Annotated in this window: 15 protein-coding genes; 6 read left to right on the top strand and 9 right to left on the bottom strand. The window is 71.6% G+C overall.

Annotated features, from left to right (window positions below; translation table 11 throughout):
- Positions 1-195: 195 nt before the first annotated feature.
- Both tgmA and ACIPLC_RS37190 read right to left on the bottom strand, forming a co-directional pair.
- Complete coding sequence (gene tgmA, locus ACIPLC_RS37195; protein ID WP_400477489.1) at positions 196-447, bottom strand: putative ATP-grasp-modified RiPP; 252 nt, start codon at positions 445-447, stop codon at positions 196-198.
- A 490-nt stretch (positions 448-937) separates the two neighbouring features.
- The gene (locus ACIPLC_RS37190; RefSeq protein ID WP_400477488.1) at positions 938-1201 is read right to left on the bottom strand and encodes a hypothetical protein; all 264 of its coding nucleotides are present in this window, start codon (positions 1199-1201) and stop codon (positions 938-940) included.
- 134 nt (positions 1202-1335) lie between these two features.
- Between ACIPLC_RS37190 and ACIPLC_RS37185 the strand changes: the two genes are divergently transcribed.
- From ACIPLC_RS37185 to sph, 3 genes are all read left to right on the top strand, one after another.
- Positions 1336-2154 (top strand): helix-turn-helix domain-containing protein, encoded by an 819-nt coding sequence (locus tag ACIPLC_RS37185; protein WP_400477487.1) that lies wholly within the window; start codon positions 1336-1338, stop codon positions 2152-2154.
- Positions 2155-2164: 10 nt separating this feature from the next.
- The gene (locus ACIPLC_RS37180; protein WP_400477486.1) at positions 2165-2377 is read left to right on the top strand and encodes a DUF397 domain-containing protein; all 213 of its coding nucleotides are present in this window, start codon (positions 2165-2167) and stop codon (positions 2375-2377) included.
- Positions 2378-2565: 188 nt separating this feature from the next.
- Positions 2566-3561 (top strand): sphingomyelin phosphodiesterase, encoded by a 996-nt coding sequence (gene sph / locus ACIPLC_RS37175; RefSeq protein WP_400477485.1) that lies wholly within the window; start codon positions 2566-2568, stop codon positions 3559-3561.
- 45 nt (positions 3562-3606) lie between these two features.
- On the opposite strand, the gene ACIPLC_RS37170 is transcribed toward sph, so the two are convergent.
- The 7 genes from ACIPLC_RS37170 to ACIPLC_RS37140 form a co-directional block, all read right to left on the bottom strand.
- Positions 3607-6072, bottom strand: a complete 2466-nt coding sequence (locus ACIPLC_RS37170) for a SpoIIE family protein phosphatase (RefSeq protein WP_400477484.1) — start codon at positions 6070-6072, stop codon at positions 3607-3609.
- A 150-nt stretch (positions 6073-6222) separates the two neighbouring features.
- A complete protein-coding gene (locus tag ACIPLC_RS37165) occupies positions 6223-6843 on the bottom strand; it encodes a TetR/AcrR family transcriptional regulator (protein ID WP_400477483.1) in 621 nt (206 codons plus the stop codon).
- A gap of 161 nt (positions 6844-7004) precedes the next feature.
- Positions 7005-8645, bottom strand: coding sequence for an AMP-binding protein (locus tag ACIPLC_RS37160; protein WP_400477482.1), 1641 nt, complete (start codon positions 8643-8645; stop codon positions 7005-7007).
- A gap of 202 nt (positions 8646-8847) precedes the next feature.
- Positions 8848-10020 carry an acyl-CoA dehydrogenase family protein gene (locus ACIPLC_RS37155; protein ID WP_400477481.1) on the bottom strand — a complete coding sequence of 391 codons (1173 nt, stop codon included), beginning with the start codon at positions 10018-10020 and terminating at the stop codon, positions 8848-8850.
- A gap of 13 nt (positions 10021-10033) precedes the next feature.
- Entirely contained in the window at positions 10034-12058 is a 2025-nt protein-coding gene (locus ACIPLC_RS37150; RefSeq protein ID WP_400477490.1) for an acetyl/propionyl/methylcrotonyl-CoA carboxylase subunit alpha, read from the bottom strand.
- A gap of 15 nt (positions 12059-12073) precedes the next feature.
- On the bottom strand, positions 12074-13672 hold the full coding sequence (locus tag ACIPLC_RS37145; protein ID WP_400477480.1) for an acyl-CoA carboxylase subunit beta: 1599 nt from the start codon (positions 13670-13672) through the stop codon (positions 12074-12076).
- Entirely contained in the window at positions 13669-15393 is a 1725-nt protein-coding gene (locus ACIPLC_RS37140) for an acyclic terpene utilization AtuA family protein (RefSeq protein ID WP_400477479.1), read from the bottom strand. The genes ACIPLC_RS37145 and ACIPLC_RS37140 overlap by 4 nt, the downstream gene beginning before the upstream one ends.
- Positions 15394-15719: 326 nt before the next feature.
- Here ACIPLC_RS37140 and ACIPLC_RS37135 point away from each other — a divergent pair, with 326 nt between their 5' ends.
- The 3 genes from ACIPLC_RS37135 (at position 15720) to ACIPLC_RS37125 (ending at position 18635) form a co-directional block, all read left to right on the top strand.
- A complete protein-coding gene (locus ACIPLC_RS37135; RefSeq protein WP_400477478.1) occupies positions 15720-16277 on the top strand; it encodes an RICIN domain-containing protein in 558 nt (185 codons plus the stop codon).
- Positions 16278-16494: 217 nt separating this feature from the next.
- A complete protein-coding gene (locus ACIPLC_RS37130; protein ID WP_400477477.1) occupies positions 16495-16923 on the top strand; it encodes a VOC family protein in 429 nt (142 codons plus the stop codon).
- The gene (locus ACIPLC_RS37125; protein WP_400477476.1) at positions 16920-18635 is read left to right on the top strand and encodes a recombinase family protein; all 1716 of its coding nucleotides are present in this window, start codon (positions 16920-16922) and stop codon (positions 18633-18635) included. Before ACIPLC_RS37130 ends, ACIPLC_RS37125 begins: the two co-directional genes overlap by 4 nt.
- Positions 18636-18997: the final 362 nt, after the last annotated feature.

The following is an 18997-nucleotide window of genomic DNA, read 5'->3' as shown; positions in this document are numbered from 1 at the left end:
GCCCACGAGCACGAGCGCCTCTATCCCACCCCCGATCAGCAGAACTACACCCTCACTGCTTGATCAGCAGCTTCACTCGAAACGAACCGCACCCACCGGCACGTGTCGCTCGTTGAGAGCGTGCACCACCAGATCCGCGCTCGGGTCCAGGTCCTCAGCGACCACCAGAACGGTTCCGTGCTGTGCGGACACCGGTTACGCGACCTGGTCGCCGGGGAACGCGTACGGGTCGGGCCCCTCGTCGGCGCCCGTGGTCGAGTCCTTGTTCGTGGCGGTGCTGGACGCGGCCACCGGGGTCTCGGCCCACAGCGAGCCGTCGGAGTTCATCACGTTGACCTGGAGCTCGGGGTCGTACGTGAACTCCGACGGGTCGATGGTGACGACGTACGGCGGCTGGACGGCCAGGGCCCCGAACGGGACCCTCGTGGGCTCGGTGATGGTGGTCATCAAGTGCTCCTTTCGTGCAGTTGATTGATGCGACGGGTGGTGCAACCCTCCGGCCGGCATACCAGCCCGGAAGGGGACTTGGGGGCGCCAAGAAGCGACGCCCAGCATTGGCGGTGTTGCAGACCAGCCCCGGGCATTCGGCTGACCGAACAGGTTGACCGTCCCCGGGGCGGGGCTGTGCGGCCGCTCCCCGCCAGAGCCTGCTCTGGCGGGGAGCGGTGTGGCTCGGCGAGGGTCTGGCACCAACGCGCCCTCGGAGCCGGCCGGCAGGGGAGGTAGGCCTGCCGGCGCCCGTCCGTGATTGCCTGTCACGGACGGGCGTTGAACCCCGCCACCGCGCGGGATGAGCACTCGCGGCGCGGTGGCGGGAGCTTGTCGGTCCGGTTCGCGGTTCGGCCGACAGCGGCGCGGCAGCCGTTGACCACAGCGGTAAAACCGCCGGCCGCCAACGAGCTGACGTGCAGCCCGGCGAGCAGCATCTCCCCCGAGGTCACGCCGGCTCCGGAAACATCGGCCGACGCTGCGGGCTGCTCCCCGTACCCGGCGCGATCTCCCTGGGGTCGCACCGTCGCAGCTGATCGGGCCCGGTCGTCCACTCGCACCCCGCGCCGAGCGGCCTCAGGAAGGCCGCCCCGCAGAGGATCTCCATGAAGACCCCCTCCTTCGGCTTGCCGTCGTCGTCACGGTGCTTCAGGTCCCGCACCACCTCGTTGCGGACGAAGTCGGGCAGCGCGGATTTCAGGTTTTCGGGCATGGGGGTCTCCGTAGCGCTTCGCTCTTGGCGTGTCACTTGGTGTAGCCATGGTGGCGCGACAGCCTCTACGATCGGAAGGGTTCTCCACTTGACGAAATCCCCTGTGGGATAAGGAATGCAACGGAGGTCTGATCATGCGCGAGACCGAGCTGGACCCGTCCGCATCACCCCTCAAGGCCTTCGGCGCACAACTCCGCAGGCTGCGCAAGGCGGCGGGGCTCACACAGACCGACCTCGGGGCGATGACGAACTTGAGTGACAGTCAGATCTCCAACCTCGAACGAGGGACACGCAGTCCCACACTCGACTGGGTCGTACAAGCCGACCGGGCCCTTGGTGCCGGTGGAACACTAGAACTGACGTACTGGAGTCTCAGCGGCTCATCGTTGCTGGAAGGGTTTCCCGAGTACGCCCAGCAAGAAGCGAAGGCCCTGAGCATCAACCACTTCGAACTGGGCATCGTGCCTGGCCTGGCGCAGACAACGGAGTACGCCGCAGCCTTCGCCTCGGCCGCCGTGCGGCGCGGCAGCGTCACCGAGGAGCAGGCTGCGGATCGGCTCGACTTCCTTGCCACGCGCCAGAAGCTACTTGCCCGGCAGCCTGCGCCCCGGCTCCACTTCGTCCTGGACGAGGGCGCCCTTCTACGACCGGTGGGCGGGCGCAAGGTCATGGCTCGGCAGCTTGCGCACCTTGAAGACCTCGCCACTCGTCCGAACATCACGATCCAAGTGGCGCCGTTCTCTCTTGCAGAAGAGCTGCCGTTCACCATGGTTGTTACCTTGCTGACCCTGGCGGATCGCAAACTCCTGGCATACTCGGAGTGCCAGCTGCGCGGCTTCCTCTCGCGGGACGCCGAGACTGCTCAAGCTTGGGAGCGGGAATGCCACCAGCTCCAAGTGGAAGCGCTCTCGAAGGCTGCGTCACTGGAGCTGATCCGAAAGTGCAAGGCGTGAGAGGAACATCATGATCGCCCCTGTAGACCTATCCGGCGCCACATGGTTCAAGTCCAGCTACAGCAACAACGGTGGCACTTGTGTTGAGGTAGCTCCGAACTTCCCTGGCCTGACGCCCGTCCGTGACTCCAAGGACCCCGAGGGTCCTGCCCTCGTCTTCCCCTCCGACGCCTGGTCGTCGTTCGTCGCCGCTGTCCAGGCCGGCGAGTTCGGCGAGGTCTGACGCGCACAACTCTCGCGAGCCCCACCACCCTCAGCGGGTGGTGGGGTTCGCGCGTTCTGGGCGGTGACAGTGTTTCAACTGCGTTCACCGAATGCTCTTGCGCGGTCTTGTGCACCGTGCGGGCGGCGACGTTGGATGTACACCATCCGCTGACCGTCGCGTTCACGTCATACCCTCACGGAGCCCCAATGCCGCTGTCGTCCCTCCGCAAGGCCGCCGCCGCCTGCGCTGCCGCCGCCGTGCTCGGCGCGCTCGCCGCCGCCCCCGCCACGGCCGCCACCGGCGCCACGACCGAGACCGCCCCGGTCACCGCGCCCGCGCTGGACGTCCTCACGTACAACACGTTCCTGATGAGCACGACCCTCTACCCCAACTGGGGCCAGGAGCACCGGGCGCAGGCGATCGCCTCGGCGGACTTCTTCCAGGGCCACGACGTGGTCGTCCTGGAGGAGGCCTTCGACAACGCGGCCTCCGACGCCCTGACCGCCAAGGCCTCGGCCGCCTACCCGTACCACACCCCGGTCGTCGGCCGCTCCACCAGCGGCTGGGACGCGACCTCCGGCAGCTACAGCTCCACCACCCCCGAGGACGGCGGCGTGACGCTGCTCAGCAAGTGGCCGATCCTGCGCAAGGAGCAGTACGTCTACAAGGACGCCTGCGGCTCGGACTACTTCTCGAACAAGGGCTTCGTCTACGCCGTCCTGAACGTGAACGGCCAGCGCACCCACGTGGTCGGCACCCACCTGCAGTCCACCGACTCGGGCTGCTCCAACGGCCAGCCGGCCGCCATCCGGGCCAAGCAGCTCACCGCCATGCGCGGCTTCCTGGACGCCAAGCAGATCCCGGCGAACGAGCCGATCCTGCTCGCCGGTGACCTCAACATCGACTCGCACGGCTCCGAGTACCAGGCCCTGCTGGACAACGCCAACCTGGCGCCGGCCTCCGCCCGCACGGGCTGGCCGTACTCCTTCGACACCGCCGACAACTCCATCGCCGCCTACCGCTACCCGGGCGAGCCCAAGGAGGACCTGGACTACGTGCTCTACCGGGCCGACCACGCCCGCCCGCAGCAGTACACCAACCAGGTCCTGCGCACGCACAGCGCGCCGTGGACGGTGAGCAGTTGGGGCAAGAGCTACACCTACACCGACCTCTCCGACCACTACCCGCTCGCCGCGCACTGACCGGGGAAGCGCACTGACCGGGGACCAACCCGCGCTGACGGGGAACTAAGCAGCCCCGAAGGGCAGTTCCAGCTCGGCCCAGACCACCTTGCCGTCCCTGGTCAGCCGGCTGCCCCAGCGCTGGGCCAGCTCGCTGACCAGGAACATGCCGCGCCCGCCCTCGTCCTGCTCGGCGAAGGGGCGCAGCTGCGGAGCCGCCCCGCCCGCGTCGGAGACCTCCAGGGTGAGCACCCGGTCGCGGAACAGCCGCAGCCGCCGCGGGGCGTCGGCGTGCAGCAGGGCGTTCGTGACCAGCTCGCTGACCAGCAGCTCGGCGTAGTCGGAGAGGGCGGTCAGGCCCCAGGCGTCCAGGGTGGCGCGGGTGAAGCGGCGGGCCTTGCCGGGCAGCCGGCCGCCGCCGGTGAGCGGGAGGGTGGCGATCCGGTCGGTGGGCAGCGGCAGCACTCGCGCCATGATCATCGCGATGTCGTCCTCGGTACCGTCGGTGACCAGGGCGGCGAGGACGGCGTCGCAGTTCTCCTCCAGGGTCCGGCCGGGCCCGGCGAGGGTGTCGGCCAGCAGGTCGATGCCGTCGTCGAGGTCCTGGCCGCGCCGCTCGACCAGTCCGTCCGTGTAGAGGGTGACCATGCCGCCCTCGGGCAGGGTGAACTCGATCGACTCGAAGGCCACCCCGCCGACGCCCAGCGGCACTCCGGGCGGCACCTCGACCCTGCGGGCGGTACCGTCGGGGGCGACCCAGATCGGCGGCAGGTGGCCGGCCGAGGCGATCTGGACGGTGCGCTCCAGCGGGTCGTAGACCGCGCAGATGCAGGTGGCGAACTGGCCCTCGCCGATGCCCGAGGCGGTCTCGTCCAACCGTGTGAGGACCTGCTCGGGCGGCATGTCGAGGGTGGCGAGCGTCCGGGCGACGGTGCGCAGCTGGCCCATCGTGGCGGCGGCCCGGATGCCGTGGCCCATCACGTCGCCGACCACCAGGGCGACCCGGCCGCAGGACAGCGGCACGACGTCGAACCAGTCGCCGCCGACCTCGCTCACCACGCTGCTGGGCAGGTAGCGGTAGGCGATCTCCAGGCCAAGGGTGCGGTGGATCTCCTGCGGCAGCAGGCTGCGCTGGAGGGTGAGCGCGGTCTCCCGCTCGCGCCGGTAGAGCCGGGCGTTGTCGATGGCCAGCGCGGTGCGGGCGACCAGTTCCTCGGCGAGCGCCACGTCGGCGTCGCTGAACGGCTCGGGGTTGCGCATCCGGATGAACTCGGAGCCGCCGAGCACCATGCCCCGGGCGGTGAGCGGCACCATCAGGTACGAGTGGATGCCCGCCGCGATGCCGGGGGCGACCCGGTCGTCGCTGGCGACCAGGCCGCGCAGCACCTCGGCGTCCACGTGGGAGCGCAGCAGGGGGCGGCCACTGCGCAGGCACTGGGTGTAGCTGCGGTCGGGGGCGTACTCGGAGGCCTCGCCGACGGTGTCCACGGCGTGCGCGAGGCCCGACTCGTAGGACTCGCCGACCGCGACGGCACGCAGGGTGATCGTCCGGTCGGAGGGGATGGCGGTGGGTTCCGCGCCGCGCAGCACCGGCTCCAGCAGGTCGACGGTGGCGAAGTCGGCGAACCGGGGGACGACAGCCTCGATCAGCTCCTCGGCGGTGCGCTGGAGGTCGAGGGTGGTGCCGATCCGGGCGGTGGCCTCGGCGATGGTGGCGAGCCGCTCCTGGGCGCGGGCGGCGCGGGCCTCGGCCTGGAAGCGCTCGGTGACGTCGATGATCGAGGAACAGACGCCGAAGACCCGGCCGGTGGAGTCCTCCAGCCGGAAGTAGGAGGCGGACCAGGCGCGGTCGCGCTTGGGGTCGCCGGGCACCCGGCCGTGGGAGCGGGCGTCCACCACGGGCTTACCGCTCTTGAGCACCTGTCTCATGGTCTGCTCGATCTCGACGCTGTTGATGCCTGGCAGCACCGCCGGTATCCGGCGGCCGAGGTGGGCGGCGACCGGGACGCCGTTCATCCGGGCGAGTGCCTCGTTGAGCCGGACGTAGCGCAGCTCGGTGTCGTAGACGGCCATGCCGATCGGTGAGCGGCCGAAGATGCCGTCCAGGACGGCGAGGTCGGCCTCGACCGCGTGCAGGGCGCGGGTGTCGGAGGCGGTGGCGAGCAGCAGCAGGGTGCCGGCCGGGCCAGCGATCGGGAAGGTGCGGAACTCCAGGTCGACCTTGTGGCCGTCGCGGTGGCGGACCGGGAAGACGCCGGACCAGCCGGTGCCGCTCATGATGTGTTCGAACAGGGACAGCACCTCGGGGCGGTCGGTGCCGTCGGTGAGCAGCTGGGCGGCGTAGCTGCCGACGGCCTCCTCGGCGGAGTAGCCGAGCAGCGCCTCGGCGTCCTCGCTCCAGTGCAGGATCAGGCCGTCGCCCTGGAGCAGGGCCGTCGCGAGCGGGACGAGTCGGTGGCCTTCGGGGCGTACGGGGAGGCCGCCCGGTGCGGGGCCGGCGGCGGAGGTCACGTCCCACTCGTTTCCGTGCATGATCAGGCAGCACCCCGGTTCGGCTCGTGCCCCGGCCGGGTGGGGCCTCGCGGTCCGTGCCGGCCGGGATTCTTCTCCAGACTGCACGGACATCGGCCGCCCGGCGACCCCTTGGTCAGGGGTCGTCCGGTCGCTCCGGTTGTACGGGCGTCATGGGCGTACCGGCCGCAGCGTACTCTCCAGAACGCCCGTCCACTGCCGGATCACGCCGGATCGTCGAACGCTGTCGTCGGTGAGCAGGTTGGCCAGGCCCAGCCCGCGGGCGAGGTCGAGGGTGGCCTGCACGGACTCGCGCACGCCGGGGCGGGTCTCGTCGGCGTCCAGGAACTCGACGGCGGCCCGGTGGGCCTCCCGGCCGACGTGCCCCTCCAGGGCGACGATCCGCTCGCGCAGCGGCTCCTCGGTGGCGGCGGCCGTCCACAGGTGCAGGGCGGCGCGGAACAGGGGACCGGTGTAGAGGCGCACGATCATGTCGACGACGGCCCGGGTGCGGTCGGGGCCGGCGGCCGGCAGCTCGTCCGTGTGGGCGCGGACGGCGGCCAGCCGCTCGGCGGTGACGTGTTCGACGGCCGCGGTGAACAGGTCCTCGCGGGTCGGGAAGTGGTGCTGGGCGGCGCCCCGGGAGACTCCGGCGCGCTCGGCGACCACGGTGACGGTGGAACCGTGCCAGCCGAGCTCGGCCAGGCAGTCCACGGCCGCCGCGAGCAGCCGGGCGCGGGTCGCGCGGCTGCGGTCCTGCTGCGGGGTGCGGGCGGCGGGGTGGCTGGTCATGGCTGGCGGCGGTTCCTGTTCCGGTGGAGGCTCGGCGGGCCGATCGTGCCTGGCGGGCCCGTCGCGGTCGGCGGGCCCGCCGTGCTCGGCGAGCCCGCCGTGCTCGGCGGGTCGATCCTCACAGACGGGCGCCGGTCTTCGGCCGCCGGGGGCCCGGCCGCTCAGCGGGCGGCCTCGGGGGCGGTGGGCGCGGCGGCCGCGGTCGCGGACGCCGCACGGCGCTCGGCCTCGCGGGCTCGCAGCTCGCGGCGGAGGATCTTGCCGGCCGCGGACTTGGGGACGGCCTCGACGAACTCCACCGCGCGGACCTTCTTGTACGGGGCCACCAGCCCGGCCACGAAGCCGGTGACGTCCTCCGCGCTCAGGCCGCTGCCCGGAGCACGGACCACGAAGGCCTTGGGGCACTCGGTGCCGTCGGCGTCCGGGACGCCGATCACGGCGGCGTCGACGATCTGAGGGTGGCCGAGCAGCACGGCCTCCAGCTCGGCGGGGGCGACCTGGTGGCCCTTGTACTTGATCAGCTCCTTCACCCGGTCGACGATGTAGAGGTAGCCCCGGTCGTCGACGAAGCCGACGTCGCCGGTGTGCAGCCAGCCCTCGGCGTCGACCACTGCGGCGGTCTCGGAGGGGCGGCCGAAGTAGCCCTTCATCACCTGCGGGCCGCGGATCAGCAGCTCACCGTGCTCGCCGGGCCCGAGGTCGCCGCCGGTGCCGTCCAGGGCGGTGACCCGCAGCTCGGTGGAGGGGATCATCCGCCCCACCGAACCGGGCGAGGGGTCGCGCTCCAGCGGGGAGACCACATGGGTGACCGGGGACAGCTCGGTCATGCCGTAGCCCTGGAGCAGGTGCGGCAGGCCCAGGCGGCGGGCGCAGGCGGCGGCGAGCTCCGGATCCAGCGGAGCGGCCGCGCACAGCAGGTACTCGACGGAGGAGAGGTCGAAGCGGTCCACGACCGGGTGCCTGGCCAGGGCGAGCGCGATCGGCGGGGCGACCACCAGCGCCTGCACCCGCTGCTCCTCGATGGTGCGGCAGAACTGCTCCAGGTCGAAGCGGGGCAGCACCACCACGGTGGCGCCGCAGCGCAGCGGCTGGTTGAGCAGCGCGGTCAGGCCGTAGATGTGGAAGAACGGCAGCACGGCGAGCACCCGCTCGCCCACGGCGGGCCGGTACAGGGCGTCGCACTGGGCGAGGTTGGTGGCGATCGAGCGGTGGGTGAGCATCACCCCCTTGGGCAGCCCGGTGGTGCCGCTGGAGTACGGCAGCACGGCGACATCCCGGCCCGGCTCGACGGCGATGCCGGGGGCGGGGCCGGTGGCGGCCAGCAGGTTGGCGAGCGAGCGGTGGCCCTCGGCGCCGTCCAGAACGAGGATCTCGGCCAGCGGGCGGCCCTGCTCGGCGAGCAGTCCGGCGGCCTTGCGGGCCGTCGGCAGGAGTGGGGAGACGGTCACCAGCCAGCGGGCGCCGCTGTCGCCCAGCTGCCCGGCCAGGTCTCCGGGCGTGGCCATCGAGGACACCGTGGTCACGGTGGCGCCGGCCCGGGTGGCGCCGTAGAAGGCCAGCGGGAAGCCGATCGTGTTGGGGCTGAACAGCGCCACCACGTCGCCCTGGCGCACCCCGGCGCCGGCCAGCCCGGCGGCCACCCGCTCGACGCCGGCGGCGAGCCGCGCGTAGCCCACGCACTCCCCGGTGACGCCGTCGATCAGGGCCGGCCGGTCACCGTACGCCGCGGCGCCGCCGAGCACCGCGTCATGGATCGGCAGGTCCACCGCCGGCACGTCCGGGAATTCGCTGCGGAACACCAAAGTAAGCCTCCACGAAGGTAGTTGACGCATGGACGGGCCCGGTGACAGGTCGGCCGAGGGTACGAAAAGGAGCATACGGACCGCGAAGTCCGCCACTGCAAAGTTCGCCGAGATGTCCCTCTGGTGACCCATCGCGGGCGCGTCCGGCGCTCCCCCGGCACTCCCCCGGTGCTCCCCCGGTACTCCCCCGGAAGGGCGCACCTCAGTAGGACTTCGGCAGACCGAGGGTGTGCTGGGCGACGTAGTTGAGCACCATCTCTCGGCTGACCGGGGCGACCCGGCCGACCCGGGTGGCGGCCAGCAGCGCGCCCAGCCCGTACTCCTGGGTGAGGCCGTTGCCGCCCAGGGTCTGCACCGCCTGGTCGACGGTACGGGCGGCGGCCTCGCCGGCCGCGTACTTGGCCATGTTGGCGGCCTCCCCGGCGGCCAGGTCCTCCCCCGCGTCGTAGAGCAGTCCGGCCTTCTGAGTCATCAGCCGGGCCAGCTCGATCTCCACCGCGCACTGGGCCAGCGGGTGGGCCAGGCCCTGGTGGGCTCCGATCGGGGTGGACCAGACGGTGCGGGTCTTCGCGTACTCGACGGCCTTGCCGAGTGCCTGGCGGGCCAGGCCGAGGGAGAACGCGGCGGTCAGCACGCGCTCGGGGTTGAGGCCGGCGAACAGTTGCAGCAGGCCGGCGTCCTCGTCGCCGACCAGGGCGTCGGCGGGCAGCCGGACGTCGTCCAGGAAGACCTGGAACTGCTTCTCGGGGGCGACGAGTTCCATCGGTATCGCCCGGTACTCGAAGCCGGCGGCGTCGCGCGGGACGATGAACAGACAGGGCTTGAGCCTGCCGGTGCGGGCGTCGTCGGTGCGGGCGACGAACAGCACGGCGTCGCAGTGGTCGATGCCGGAGACGAACACCTTGCGGCCGGTCAGCAGCCAGTCCCCGCCGTCCCGGCGGGCGACGGTGGAGATCCGGTGCGCGTTGGAGCCGGCGTCCGGCTCGGTGATGCCGAAGGCCATCTTGCGGCTGCCGTCGGCGAGTCCGGGCAGCCAGCGCCGCTTCTGCTCCTCGGTGCCGAAGCGGGCGATCACGGTGCCGCAGATCGCCGGGGAGACGATGAGCAGCAGCAGCGGGCAGCCGGCCGAGCCCAACTCCTCCAGCACGATGGCCAGATCGGTGATGCCGCCGCCCCCGCCGCCGTACTCGGCGGGCAGGTTCACGCCGAGGTAGCCGGCCTTGCCCGCGTCCGCCCACAGCTCGTCGGCGGGCTCGCCGGCCCGGGCCTTGGCCATGTAGTAGGCGGAGCCGTAGCGGCGGCCGAGGTCGCCGACGGCCTGGCGCAGGGCCCGGCGTTCTGTGGTCTCGATGAGCTGACTGCCGATGGTGGACATGCGGGGTCCTTCCTCAGGCTTCTGCGGTGGGCTGGACGGCGGCTGTTGCGGTCGGCTCGGCGGCGGGCTGGACGGCGGCTGTTGCGGTCGGCTCGGCGGCGGGACCGGCCTCGGGCTGCACGACGGCGAGCAGGGTGCCGAGTTCGACCTGGCGGCCGGGGACGGCGCGAAGCTCGACCAGGACGCCGTCGGTGGGGGCGGTGACGCGGTGCTCCATCTTCATCGCCTCCAGGACCAGCAGCGGCTGACCGGCGGTGACGGTGTCGCCGACGGCGGCGGTGGTGCGCACGACGGTGCCGGGCATCGGGGCGAGCAGCGCGCCCGGGTCCGCCCGAGCGGCGGGGTCGGGGAAGCGCGGCAGGGCGGTGAGCGCGATGGCGCCGTTCGGGGTGTCGACGTACACCCGGTCGCCGTAGCGCGCGACGCGGTGGCCGCGCCGGACGGCGCCCTCGCGCAGCGTGACCTGCTCGGGCGAGGCGTCCAGGAGCTCGGTCTGCGGGTGGCCTTCGGCCCGCAGACCGTCGCGGGTGAGGCGGTAACGGACCTCCAACTCGGCGCCGTCCTCGGAACGGTAGCGCTTGGACTGCGGCTGCGAGGGCAGGTTGCGCCAGCCCGACGGCAGTGCGCCGTGCGGTGCGGCACGGCGGGCGGCGGCGTCGGCGAGGGCGGCGGCCAGGGCGGCGCGCACGGTCTCCTTGCCGTCCGGAGCGGTGAGTTCGGCCGCGTGCTCGGCCAGGAAGCCGGTGTGCAGGCGTTCGGACAGGAAGGCCGGGTGCCGCAGCGCGCGGACCAGCAACTCCCGGTTGGTGGCGGGCCCGTGGACCTTCGCTCGGGCGAGCGCGTCGGCCAGCCGGCGGGCGGCGGCGGCGCGGGTCGGCGCCCAGGCGATCACCTTGGCGAGCATCGCGTCGTAGTGCGGGGTGATCTCGTCGCCGGCCGCCACGCCGGAGTCCAGCCGGACGCCCCGGCCGCCGAACTCCTGGTACGGCACGGTGAGTTCGAGGCAGTGCAGGGTGCCGGTGGCGGGCTGCCAGTCCTTGGCCGGGTCCTCCGCGTAGAGCCGGGCCTCGATCGCGCAGCCGGTGGCGGGCGGCGGGACCGGCCCGGGCAGCCGCTCCCCCTCGGCGACGGCGAGTTGGAGCGCCACCAGGTCCAGTCCGGTGACCGCCTCGGTGACCGGATGCTCGACCTGGAGGCGGGTGTTCATCTCCAGGAAGTGGAACCGGCCGTCCTCGGTGAGCATGAACTCGGCGGTACCGGCGCCGGTGTAGCCGATCGCCCGGGCGGCGCTGACGGCCGCCGCGTGCAGCCCGGCGCGCACCGCCTCGGGCAGGCCGGGGGCGGGGGCCTCCTCGATCACCTTCTGGTGCCGCCGCTGGAGCGAGCAGTCACGGTCGCCGACCGCCCAGACCGTGCCGTGCGCGTCGGCCAGCAGCTGGACCTCGACGTGCCGCCCGGCGGGCAGGTAGCGCTCGCAGAACACCTCGTCCGAGCCGAAGGCCTTCGCCGCCTCGGCGCGGGCGGCGGCCAGTTCGCCGGGGAGCTCCGCGAGCGTGCGCACCACCCGCATGCCGCGTCCGCCGCCACCCGCCGCCGCTTTGACCAGGAGCGGCAGGTCGGCCTCGGTGGGGTCGGTCAGGGCGCCCAGCACGGGCACCCCGGCCGCGGCCATCAGCCGCTTGGCCGCCGTCTTGGAGCCCATCGCGGCGATCGCGGCCGGCGGCGGGCCGACCCAGACCAGCCCGGCGTCCAGCACGGCCTGCGCGAACTCGGCGTTCTCGGAAAGGAATCCGTACCCGGGGTGGACGGCGTCCGCCCCCGCCTCCAGCGCGGCGCGGACGATCAGGTCGGCGCGCAGGTAGGTGTCGGCGGGCGCGGCGCCGGGCAGCCGGACGGCCGCGTCGGCCTCGCGGACGTGCGCGGCCCCGGCGTCCGGATCGGAGTGGACGGCGGTGGTCGCGACGCCCAGGGCCCGGCAGGTGCGGAAGACCCGGCGGGCGATCTCGCCCCGGTTGGCGACCAGCAGGTTGGTGATCATCATCTGGGGAGCCCCTCACATCCGGAAGACGCCGTAGCCGCGCGCGCCCTCGACCGGCGCGTTGTGGATCGCGGACAGGCACAGGCCGAGCACCGTACGGGTGTCGCGCGGGTCGATCACGCCGTCGTCGTACAGCCGCCCGGACAGGAAGACCGGCAGCGACTCGGCCTCGATCTGCTGCTCGACCATGGCGCGGATCGCCGCGTCCGCGTCCTCGTCGTACGGCTGGCCCTTCGCGGCGGCCGACTGGCGGGCGACGATCGACAGCACCCCGGCGAGCTGCTGCGGGCCCATCACCGCGGACTTGGCGCTCGGCCAGGCGAACAGGAAGCGCGGTTCGTAGGCCCGCCCGCACATGCCGTAGTGGCCGGCGCCGTAGGACGCGCCGATCAGCACCGACAGGTGCGGCACCCGGGAGTTGGCGACCGCGTTGATCATCATCGCGCCGTGCTTGATGATGCCGCCCTGCTCGTACGCCCGGCCGACCATGTAGCCGGTGGTGTTGTGCAGGAACAGCAGCGGGATGTCCCGCTGGTTCGCCAACTGGATGAACTGGGCGGCCTTCTGGGACTCCGCGCTGAACAGCACGCCCTGCGCGTTGGCCAGCACGCCGACCGGGTAGCCGTGCAGCCGGGCCCAGCCGGTGGCCAGGCTGGTGCCGTAGAGCGGCTTGAACTCGTCGAAGTCGGAGCCGTCGACGATCCGGGCGATCACCTCGCGCGGGTCGAAGGGCACCTTGAGGTCGCCCGGGACGATGCCCAGCAGCTCCTCCTCGTCGTACTTCGGCGGCTCGGCGAGCCGGTCCGGCGCGGGGCCGGGCTTGCGGTGGTCCAGCCGGGCGACGATCCGGCGGGCCAGGCGCAGCGCGTCCGCCTCGTCCGCGGCGAAGTGGTCGGCCAGGCCGGAGGTGCGGGCGTGCATCTCGGCGCCGCCGAGCGACTCGTCGTCGGCCTCCTCGCCGGTGGCCATCTTGACCAGCGGCGGGCCGCCGAGGAACACCTTGGCGCGCTCCCTGACCAGCACGGTGTGGTCCGACATGCCGGGGACGTACGCGCCGCCGGCCGTCGAGTTGCCGAACACCACGGCCACGGTGGGGATTCCGGCGGCGGAGAGCCGGGTGAGGTCGCGGAACAGCGCGCCGCCGGGGATGAAGATCTCCTTCTGGCTGGGCAGGTCGGCGCCGCCCGACTCGACCAGGTTCACCACCGGGAGGCGGTTGTCGAACGCGATCTCGTTGGCACGCAGGGCCTTGCGCAGGGTCCACGGGTTGCTGGCGCCGCCGCGCACGGTCGGGTCGTTGGCGGTGATCAGGCACTCCACGCCCTCGATCACCCCGATGCCGGTGACCAGCGCCGCGCCCACCGGGTAGTCGCTGCCCCAGGCGGCCAGCGGCGAGAGCTCCAGGAACGGCGAGTCCGGGTCGACCAGCAGCTCGATCCGCTCGCGCGGCAGCAGCTTGCCACGGGCGCGGTGGCGGTCCACGTACTTGGGACCGCCGCCGGCCAGCGCCTTGGCGTGCTCGGCGTCCAGCCCGGCGAGCTTGGCGAGCATCGCGGCGCGGTACTCGGCGTACTCGGGCCCGGTCGGGTCGACACGGGTGGGCAGCACGGTCACAGCAGGGCCTCCGGGATGTCGAGGTGGCGGGAGCGCAGCCACTCCCCGAGGGCCTTGGCCTGCGGGTCGAAGCGGTGCTGGGCGGCGACGCCCTCGCCGAGCAGGCCGGTGAGGGTGAAGTTGACCGCGCGCAGGTTCGGGAGCAGGTGCCGGGTGACGGGCAAGTCGGCGGTCTCGGGGAGGAGTTCGCGCAGCTTGTCGACGGTGAGGGTGTGGGCGAGCCAGCGCCAGCCGTCCTCGGAGCGGGCCCAGACGCCGAGGTTGGCGTCGCCGCCCTTGTCGCCGCTGCGGGCGCCGGCCACCAGGCCGAGCGGGGCGCGGCGATGCGGGCCGGCGGGGGGTGCGTCGGGGTGCGCGTCGGGGAGCGTCGGCTCTTCGGAGGTCTCGGCCGGCCAGCTCGTCACCGGGGCCGGCGGGACGGCGAGCCGGCGGCCGTCCGGCAGTACGGCGGTGTGCTCGACGGCCGCGGCGGCGACGGACGCGGCGGCGAACACCCCGTAGGGCGCGCCGGGGCCGGGCGGGGCGGTGAGGTGGAAGCCCGGGTAGCCGGCCAGCCCCAACTCCACGGCGGCCTTGCCCAGTTCGCGCCCGACCTTGGCCGGGTCCGGGTCGCGGGCGGTCAGCCGGAGCAGCGCGGAGGCGGCCTCCTCGGTGTCGGCGTCCGGGTGGTCGGTCCGGGCGAGGGTCCAGCGCAGTTCGGCGGGCCGGGCGGCGGGCGGCAGGGCGTCGAGGAACTGCCGCCGCACCAGGTCGGCCTTGGCTTCGATGTCGAGGCCGGTGAGGACGAACAGCACCTCGTTGCGGTGGCCGCCGAGCCGGTTCAGGCCCACCTTCAGCGTGGGCGGCGGCGCCTCGCCGCGCACCCCGTCGATCCGGACCCGGTCCGGACCGTCCCCGGCGAGCCGCACGGTGTCCAGCCGGGCGGTGACGTCCGGTCCCAGGTAGCGCGCTCCGCCGGTCTCGTACAGGAGTTGGGCGGTGACGGTGCCCACGGTGACGGCGCCGCCGGTGCCCGGGTGCTTGGTGATCACGCTGGAGCCGTCGGCGTGCAGTTCGGCGATCGGGAAGCCCGGGCGGGTGACGTCGTGCTCGCGGAAGAACGCGTAGTTGCCTCCGGTCGCCTGGGCGCCGCACTCCAGCACGTGCCCGGCGACCACCGAACCGGCGAGGGCGTCGAGGTCCGCCGGGGTCCAGCCGAAGTGGGCGATCGCGGGCCCGGCGACCAGCGCGGCGTCGGTGACCCGCCCGGTGACCACCACCTCGGCGCCCGCGGCCAGGCAGGCCGCCACCCCGAAGCCGCCGAGGTAGGCGTTCGCGGCCAACAGCCCTCCGGGTAATCCGAGTTCACTCCTTCGTGGCAGCAGGTCGTCCCCCTCGACGTGGGCGACGGCCACCACGAGGCCCTGACGCTCCGCCAGGTTCCGCAGTTCGGCGGCGAGCCGGGCCGGGTTCAGCCCGCCCGCGTTCACCACGATCCTCACCCCGCGCTTCTGCGCCAGGCCGAGGCACTCCTCCATCTGCCGCAGGAACGTCCGGGCGTAGCCGAGGGACGGGTCCTTCAACCGGTCCCGGGCCAGGATGAGCATGGTCAGCTCCGCCAGGTAGTCCCCGGTGAGCACGTCCAGCGGCCCGCCGGTGAGCATCTCCCGCACCGCCGCGAAGCGGTCCCCGTAGAACCCCGAGGCGTTGCCGATCCGCAGTACCGAGCGTTCGCGCGCCAAAGCGCCTCCCCTGCCGACGGGTTGGCGACGCCCCCACACGAGCGCCGTCGGGCAGCAGCGTGGCACCGGGCGCGGAAAAAAGCAATCACGCCTGCTTGTTTTGTGGCGGGCACCGACTACGGCGGCACGGTGGCCCTTGTGGCCGACAGTCGGAAGCGGCCCAGCAGCCGGATCCCGGGGGCGTTCCAAGCGGTGGACCACTCACAGTGAATCGAAGCCGAAGCATTCCGCTTCTGCTGAAAGGCTGGACGCGCCCCAGCCATGACGGTCAACTGTCTCGCGCCCTCAACCAGGGCTACGACGCTCGAAGTCAGGAGACAGCAACCATGCTCAAACTTCGGAAGGCCGGCGCGAAGATCATCGCGTTGTGCATCTGCATACCCGCGCTGATCGTCGGCGCAGGGGCATCGACCGCGTCCGCCACAGGTACGTACTACTTCCTCAAGAACACGAACAGCACCAACGAGTGCATGGCCGTCGGGGCCGCAAGTGCCAACAACGGCGCCGGCGTGATCCAGTGGGATTGCACCAACGGGGCAACGGAGCAGTACTGGTCACTCAACCAATTGCCGAGCAAGATAGTCAACGGCGAGACGTACTACCACGTCGTCAACTCGAACAGCACCGCGGTCAGGGGAACCCCCATGTGCCTCGCCGTTCCAGGAGGCACCACCGCCTGGAACACCCAGTTGATGCAATGGCCCTGCGGCGACTGGAACGACCACTGGTGGACACTGGTCGCGAACCCCACCTACGGGGGGTGGGAGCTGAAGAACCTCAACGGCCTGTGCGCGGCGGTCGGGGCCGGCAGTCATGTCTCCGGCGCCGCTGTGATCCAGTGGGGCTGCGACGCCGGACCCGAGCAGACCTGGTTCCAGCCCTAACCTCCTCCTGTGCCGGCCCGTCGGATGATCCGGCGGGCCGGTTCGGCTGCTCGGGCCGTTGGCGGGCAGGTCGGTGGCCCGGCCGGGCGAAGGGCTGAATTCGATCGACCCCACCCACCTCTCCTGGTACGGTCACGAGCCTGTTCTCGCCTCAGGGAGCCCACGAGACCGCGTGCGGCCGCCCCGGCGGTTCCCGTCCTGAGAGTAGGTTTCGTCGATGGCGTGCCGTATCAGTGAGCTCGTGCTCAAGTGCCGCGACCCCGAGGTGCTGGCGCGGTTCTGGTGCGAGGTCCTGGACTTCATCGAGCTCGATCGCGAAGCGGAGGGCTGCATCGAGATCGGTCCGCGCGAAGGGTTCGGCGGCCCGCAGCCGACGATCTTCCTCATCCGCGACGACGAGCCGAAGAACGGGAATGCCCGGCTGCACATCGACGTCAATCCCACCGACCGCGATCAGGACGCCGAGCTCGAACGCCTCCTGGCCGCCGGGGCCGAACTCGTCGACGTCGGTCAGCCTGCGGAGGCGTCCTGGCACGTCCTCACCGACCCGAACACTCCGGATTCATGGTTCTGGAGTGAGCCCCGGTGTCGACCGCCACCCTTACCCGCGACCAGCAGGTATCGCCCCACTCCCAAGGGAGTATGACGAGTGCGATCCTGCCCGGCACCGAGGGCACTGTGTTTTCCGGGCGCCTGCGGGGCGTCTCGGCTATCCGACTGTCCGTCCTGACGGACGAGACCACCAGCCCCGAACGGCAGCGCGAGGCCAACGACCGCGCCGCCGAGATGAACAACATTGACTTCGGCGAGGATGACCAGCGCCGGGAAGCTGTCGACCTTGACGTGTCGGCGAGCAAGACCGCTCCGCGGGAACGTCCGGAGCTTGGCAAGTGGCTCGCGGACCCCGACAGCTTCGACGTGATCGTGTGGTGGCGCTTTGACCGCGCCGTCCGATCGCAGCAGGACATGCACAACCTTGCCGAGTGGGCGAGCAAGCACCGAAAGATGATCATCTTCGCCGAGGGCGTCGGCGGCGGGATGCAGCAATTCGACTTCCGTAACCCGCTCGACCCGATCACGCGCATGATGCTCAATCAGTTTGCTTTCGCTGCCGAGATGGAAGCGTGGTCCATCAAAGAGCGCGTCATGGGTGCGCAGGCTGCCATGCGCAAGATGCCGTTCCGGTTCAAGGGCGGTCGCCCGTCCTACGGGTACAAGATCGTTTCCATGCCCGCGGAACACGGCGGGGTCGGCAAGACGCTCGCGCAGGACGAGAGCGCCGTCAAGATCATCATTCGCATCATCCGGGACATGCTGAACGGCAAGACCATCACGCGGATTTGCCAGGAACTGGAGCACGACAAGGTTCCGACCCCGCGGGACCACTGGTCGGTGAGCCAGGGCCGGAAGACCGGAGGCAGGACCGGCGGCGCGAAGGGCGAGAGCAACACCCGGGACGTGTTCAAGTGGGTGCCCACGGTCCTTAAGAAGATCCTCACGAACCCTGCGCTACTGGGCTGGAAGATGCACAACGGCGACCCGATCCGGGATGCCGAGGGTGCCCCGATCCTGTCGACCGAGGACCCGATCCTGACGCGCGAAGAGTTCGACGTGATCGGGAAGCTGTTCGACGACCGGAAGCGGACCGAGCCCCGAGCCATCCCCTTGGACGCTTCCAAGTTGCTCCGGGTGATCCACTGCGGCACGTGCGGATCTCGCATGTACCACCAGACCAACAAGAAGCAGCAGCGCGCGTACACGTGCGGCGGGCACCTTACGCGGGTCAAGTGCGCTGCCCCCATGACGATCCGGGCTGACTGGGTCGAGGACTACGTAGAGCGGGAGTTCCTGGCCTTGACCGGCCGTATCCGGATACAGCGGACCATCATCACGCCCGGGTACGACCCGGCGCAGGAACTCGCGCACGTCCTCGCCGAGTACAAGGCGCACCAGGAACAGGCCGGACGCCAGAAGTCGAACGCGGCGAAGCTGGAGTGGGAGAGCCGTAGCGAAGCACTCGACAACCGCATGGTCACTCTGGAGAACACCCCCGCCCGTCCCGAGACGCGCGAGAAGGTCGACACGAACGAGACGTTCGCCGATCTGTGGGCCGTGTCGGATGATGACGCCCGCCGGCTGCTGCTCGACGCCGGGGCACGGCTGGAGATCCGTAAGGGCGTGCGGGGCGGGTGGCGGACGCTCGACACGCGCCGGGTGGCGTTCGCAGTGACCGGGGACCTTGACTCCGCGGTGGAGTCGTGGGCCGGGCTCCGGGACGAACTGACCATGACCCCCGAGACCGCTCCCGCAGCGGGCAGCAGGGTCCGACTTGCTGAGCCCGTTGGGGCAGCCGCGTAGGGCACCAGCACCCGAGGTGGTGACGGGTGACGCAGGTGAGGCAGAAATCAGTTTTCTTTAGACAGCGGGTGTCTAAGTAAAACCAGATTTCGCCTCACCTGCGTCACCTCATCACCCCCGGGAGATCGCCCCACTCTCTAAACCAGTAGGAGCGGAAGTGCCGCGTGCTCCGCCGACGGGGACAAATCTGCACTACTGCCGACGCTCTGCCTCTACGGCCTTACCGTTTGCTTCCTGCAAAGAACAAGTTCACCGCCCCTTCCCGAACGGCGGTCTCTAGGAGTCCTCGCAACACCTGATGGCCTATGCGGTTGTCAGTAGATCACGCAGACGCTCGGCTGGAGTTCTCCAGCCGAGCGTTT

Source organism: Kitasatospora sp. NPDC086801 (genome assembly GCF_044745805.1).
Classification (GTDB): domain Bacteria; phylum Actinomycetota; class Actinomycetes; order Streptomycetales; family Streptomycetaceae; genus Kitasatospora.
This window is presented reverse-complemented; position numbering and strand designations above follow the sequence as displayed.

Excerpts from the sequence above, each read along its gene's own strand:
- ACIPLC_RS37155 (WP_400477481.1), bottom strand. The coding sequence starts at position 10,020 with ATGTCCACCATCGGCAGTCAGCTCATCGAGACCACAGAACGCCGGGCC.
- ACIPLC_RS37135 (WP_400477478.1), top strand. The coding sequence starts at position 15,720 with ATGCTCAAACTTCGGAAGGCCGGCGCGAAGATCATCGCGTTGTGCATC.
- ACIPLC_RS37165 (WP_400477483.1), bottom strand. The coding sequence starts at position 6,843 with ATGACCAGCCACCCCGCCGCCCGCACCCCGCAGCAGGACCGCAGCCGC.
- ACIPLC_RS37190 (WP_400477488.1), bottom strand. The coding sequence starts at position 1,201 with ATGCCCGAAAACCTGAAATCCGCGCTGCCCGACTTCGTCCGCAACGAG.
- ACIPLC_RS37180 (WP_400477486.1), top strand. The coding sequence starts at position 2,165 with ATGATCGCCCCTGTAGACCTATCCGGCGCCACATGGTTCAAGTCCAGC.
- ACIPLC_RS37150 (WP_400477490.1), bottom strand. The coding sequence starts at position 12,058 with ATGATCACCAACCTGCTGGTCGCCAACCGGGGCGAGATCGCCCGCCGG.
- ACIPLC_RS37125 (WP_400477476.1), top strand. The coding sequence starts at position 16,920 with ATGACGAGTGCGATCCTGCCCGGCACCGAGGGCACTGTGTTTTCCGGG.
- tgmA (WP_400477489.1), bottom strand. The coding sequence starts at position 447 with ATGACCACCATCACCGAGCCCACGAGGGTCCCGTTCGGGGCCCTGGCC.
- ACIPLC_RS37130 (WP_400477477.1), top strand. The coding sequence starts at position 16,495 with ATGGCGTGCCGTATCAGTGAGCTCGTGCTCAAGTGCCGCGACCCCGAG.
- ACIPLC_RS37185 (WP_400477487.1), top strand. The coding sequence starts at position 1,336 with ATGCGCGAGACCGAGCTGGACCCGTCCGCATCACCCCTCAAGGCCTTC.
- ACIPLC_RS37170 (WP_400477484.1), bottom strand. The coding sequence starts at position 6,072 with ATGCACGGAAACGAGTGGGACGTGACCTCCGCCGCCGGCCCCGCACCG.
- sph (WP_400477485.1), top strand. The coding sequence starts at position 2,566 with ATGCCGCTGTCGTCCCTCCGCAAGGCCGCCGCCGCCTGCGCTGCCGCC.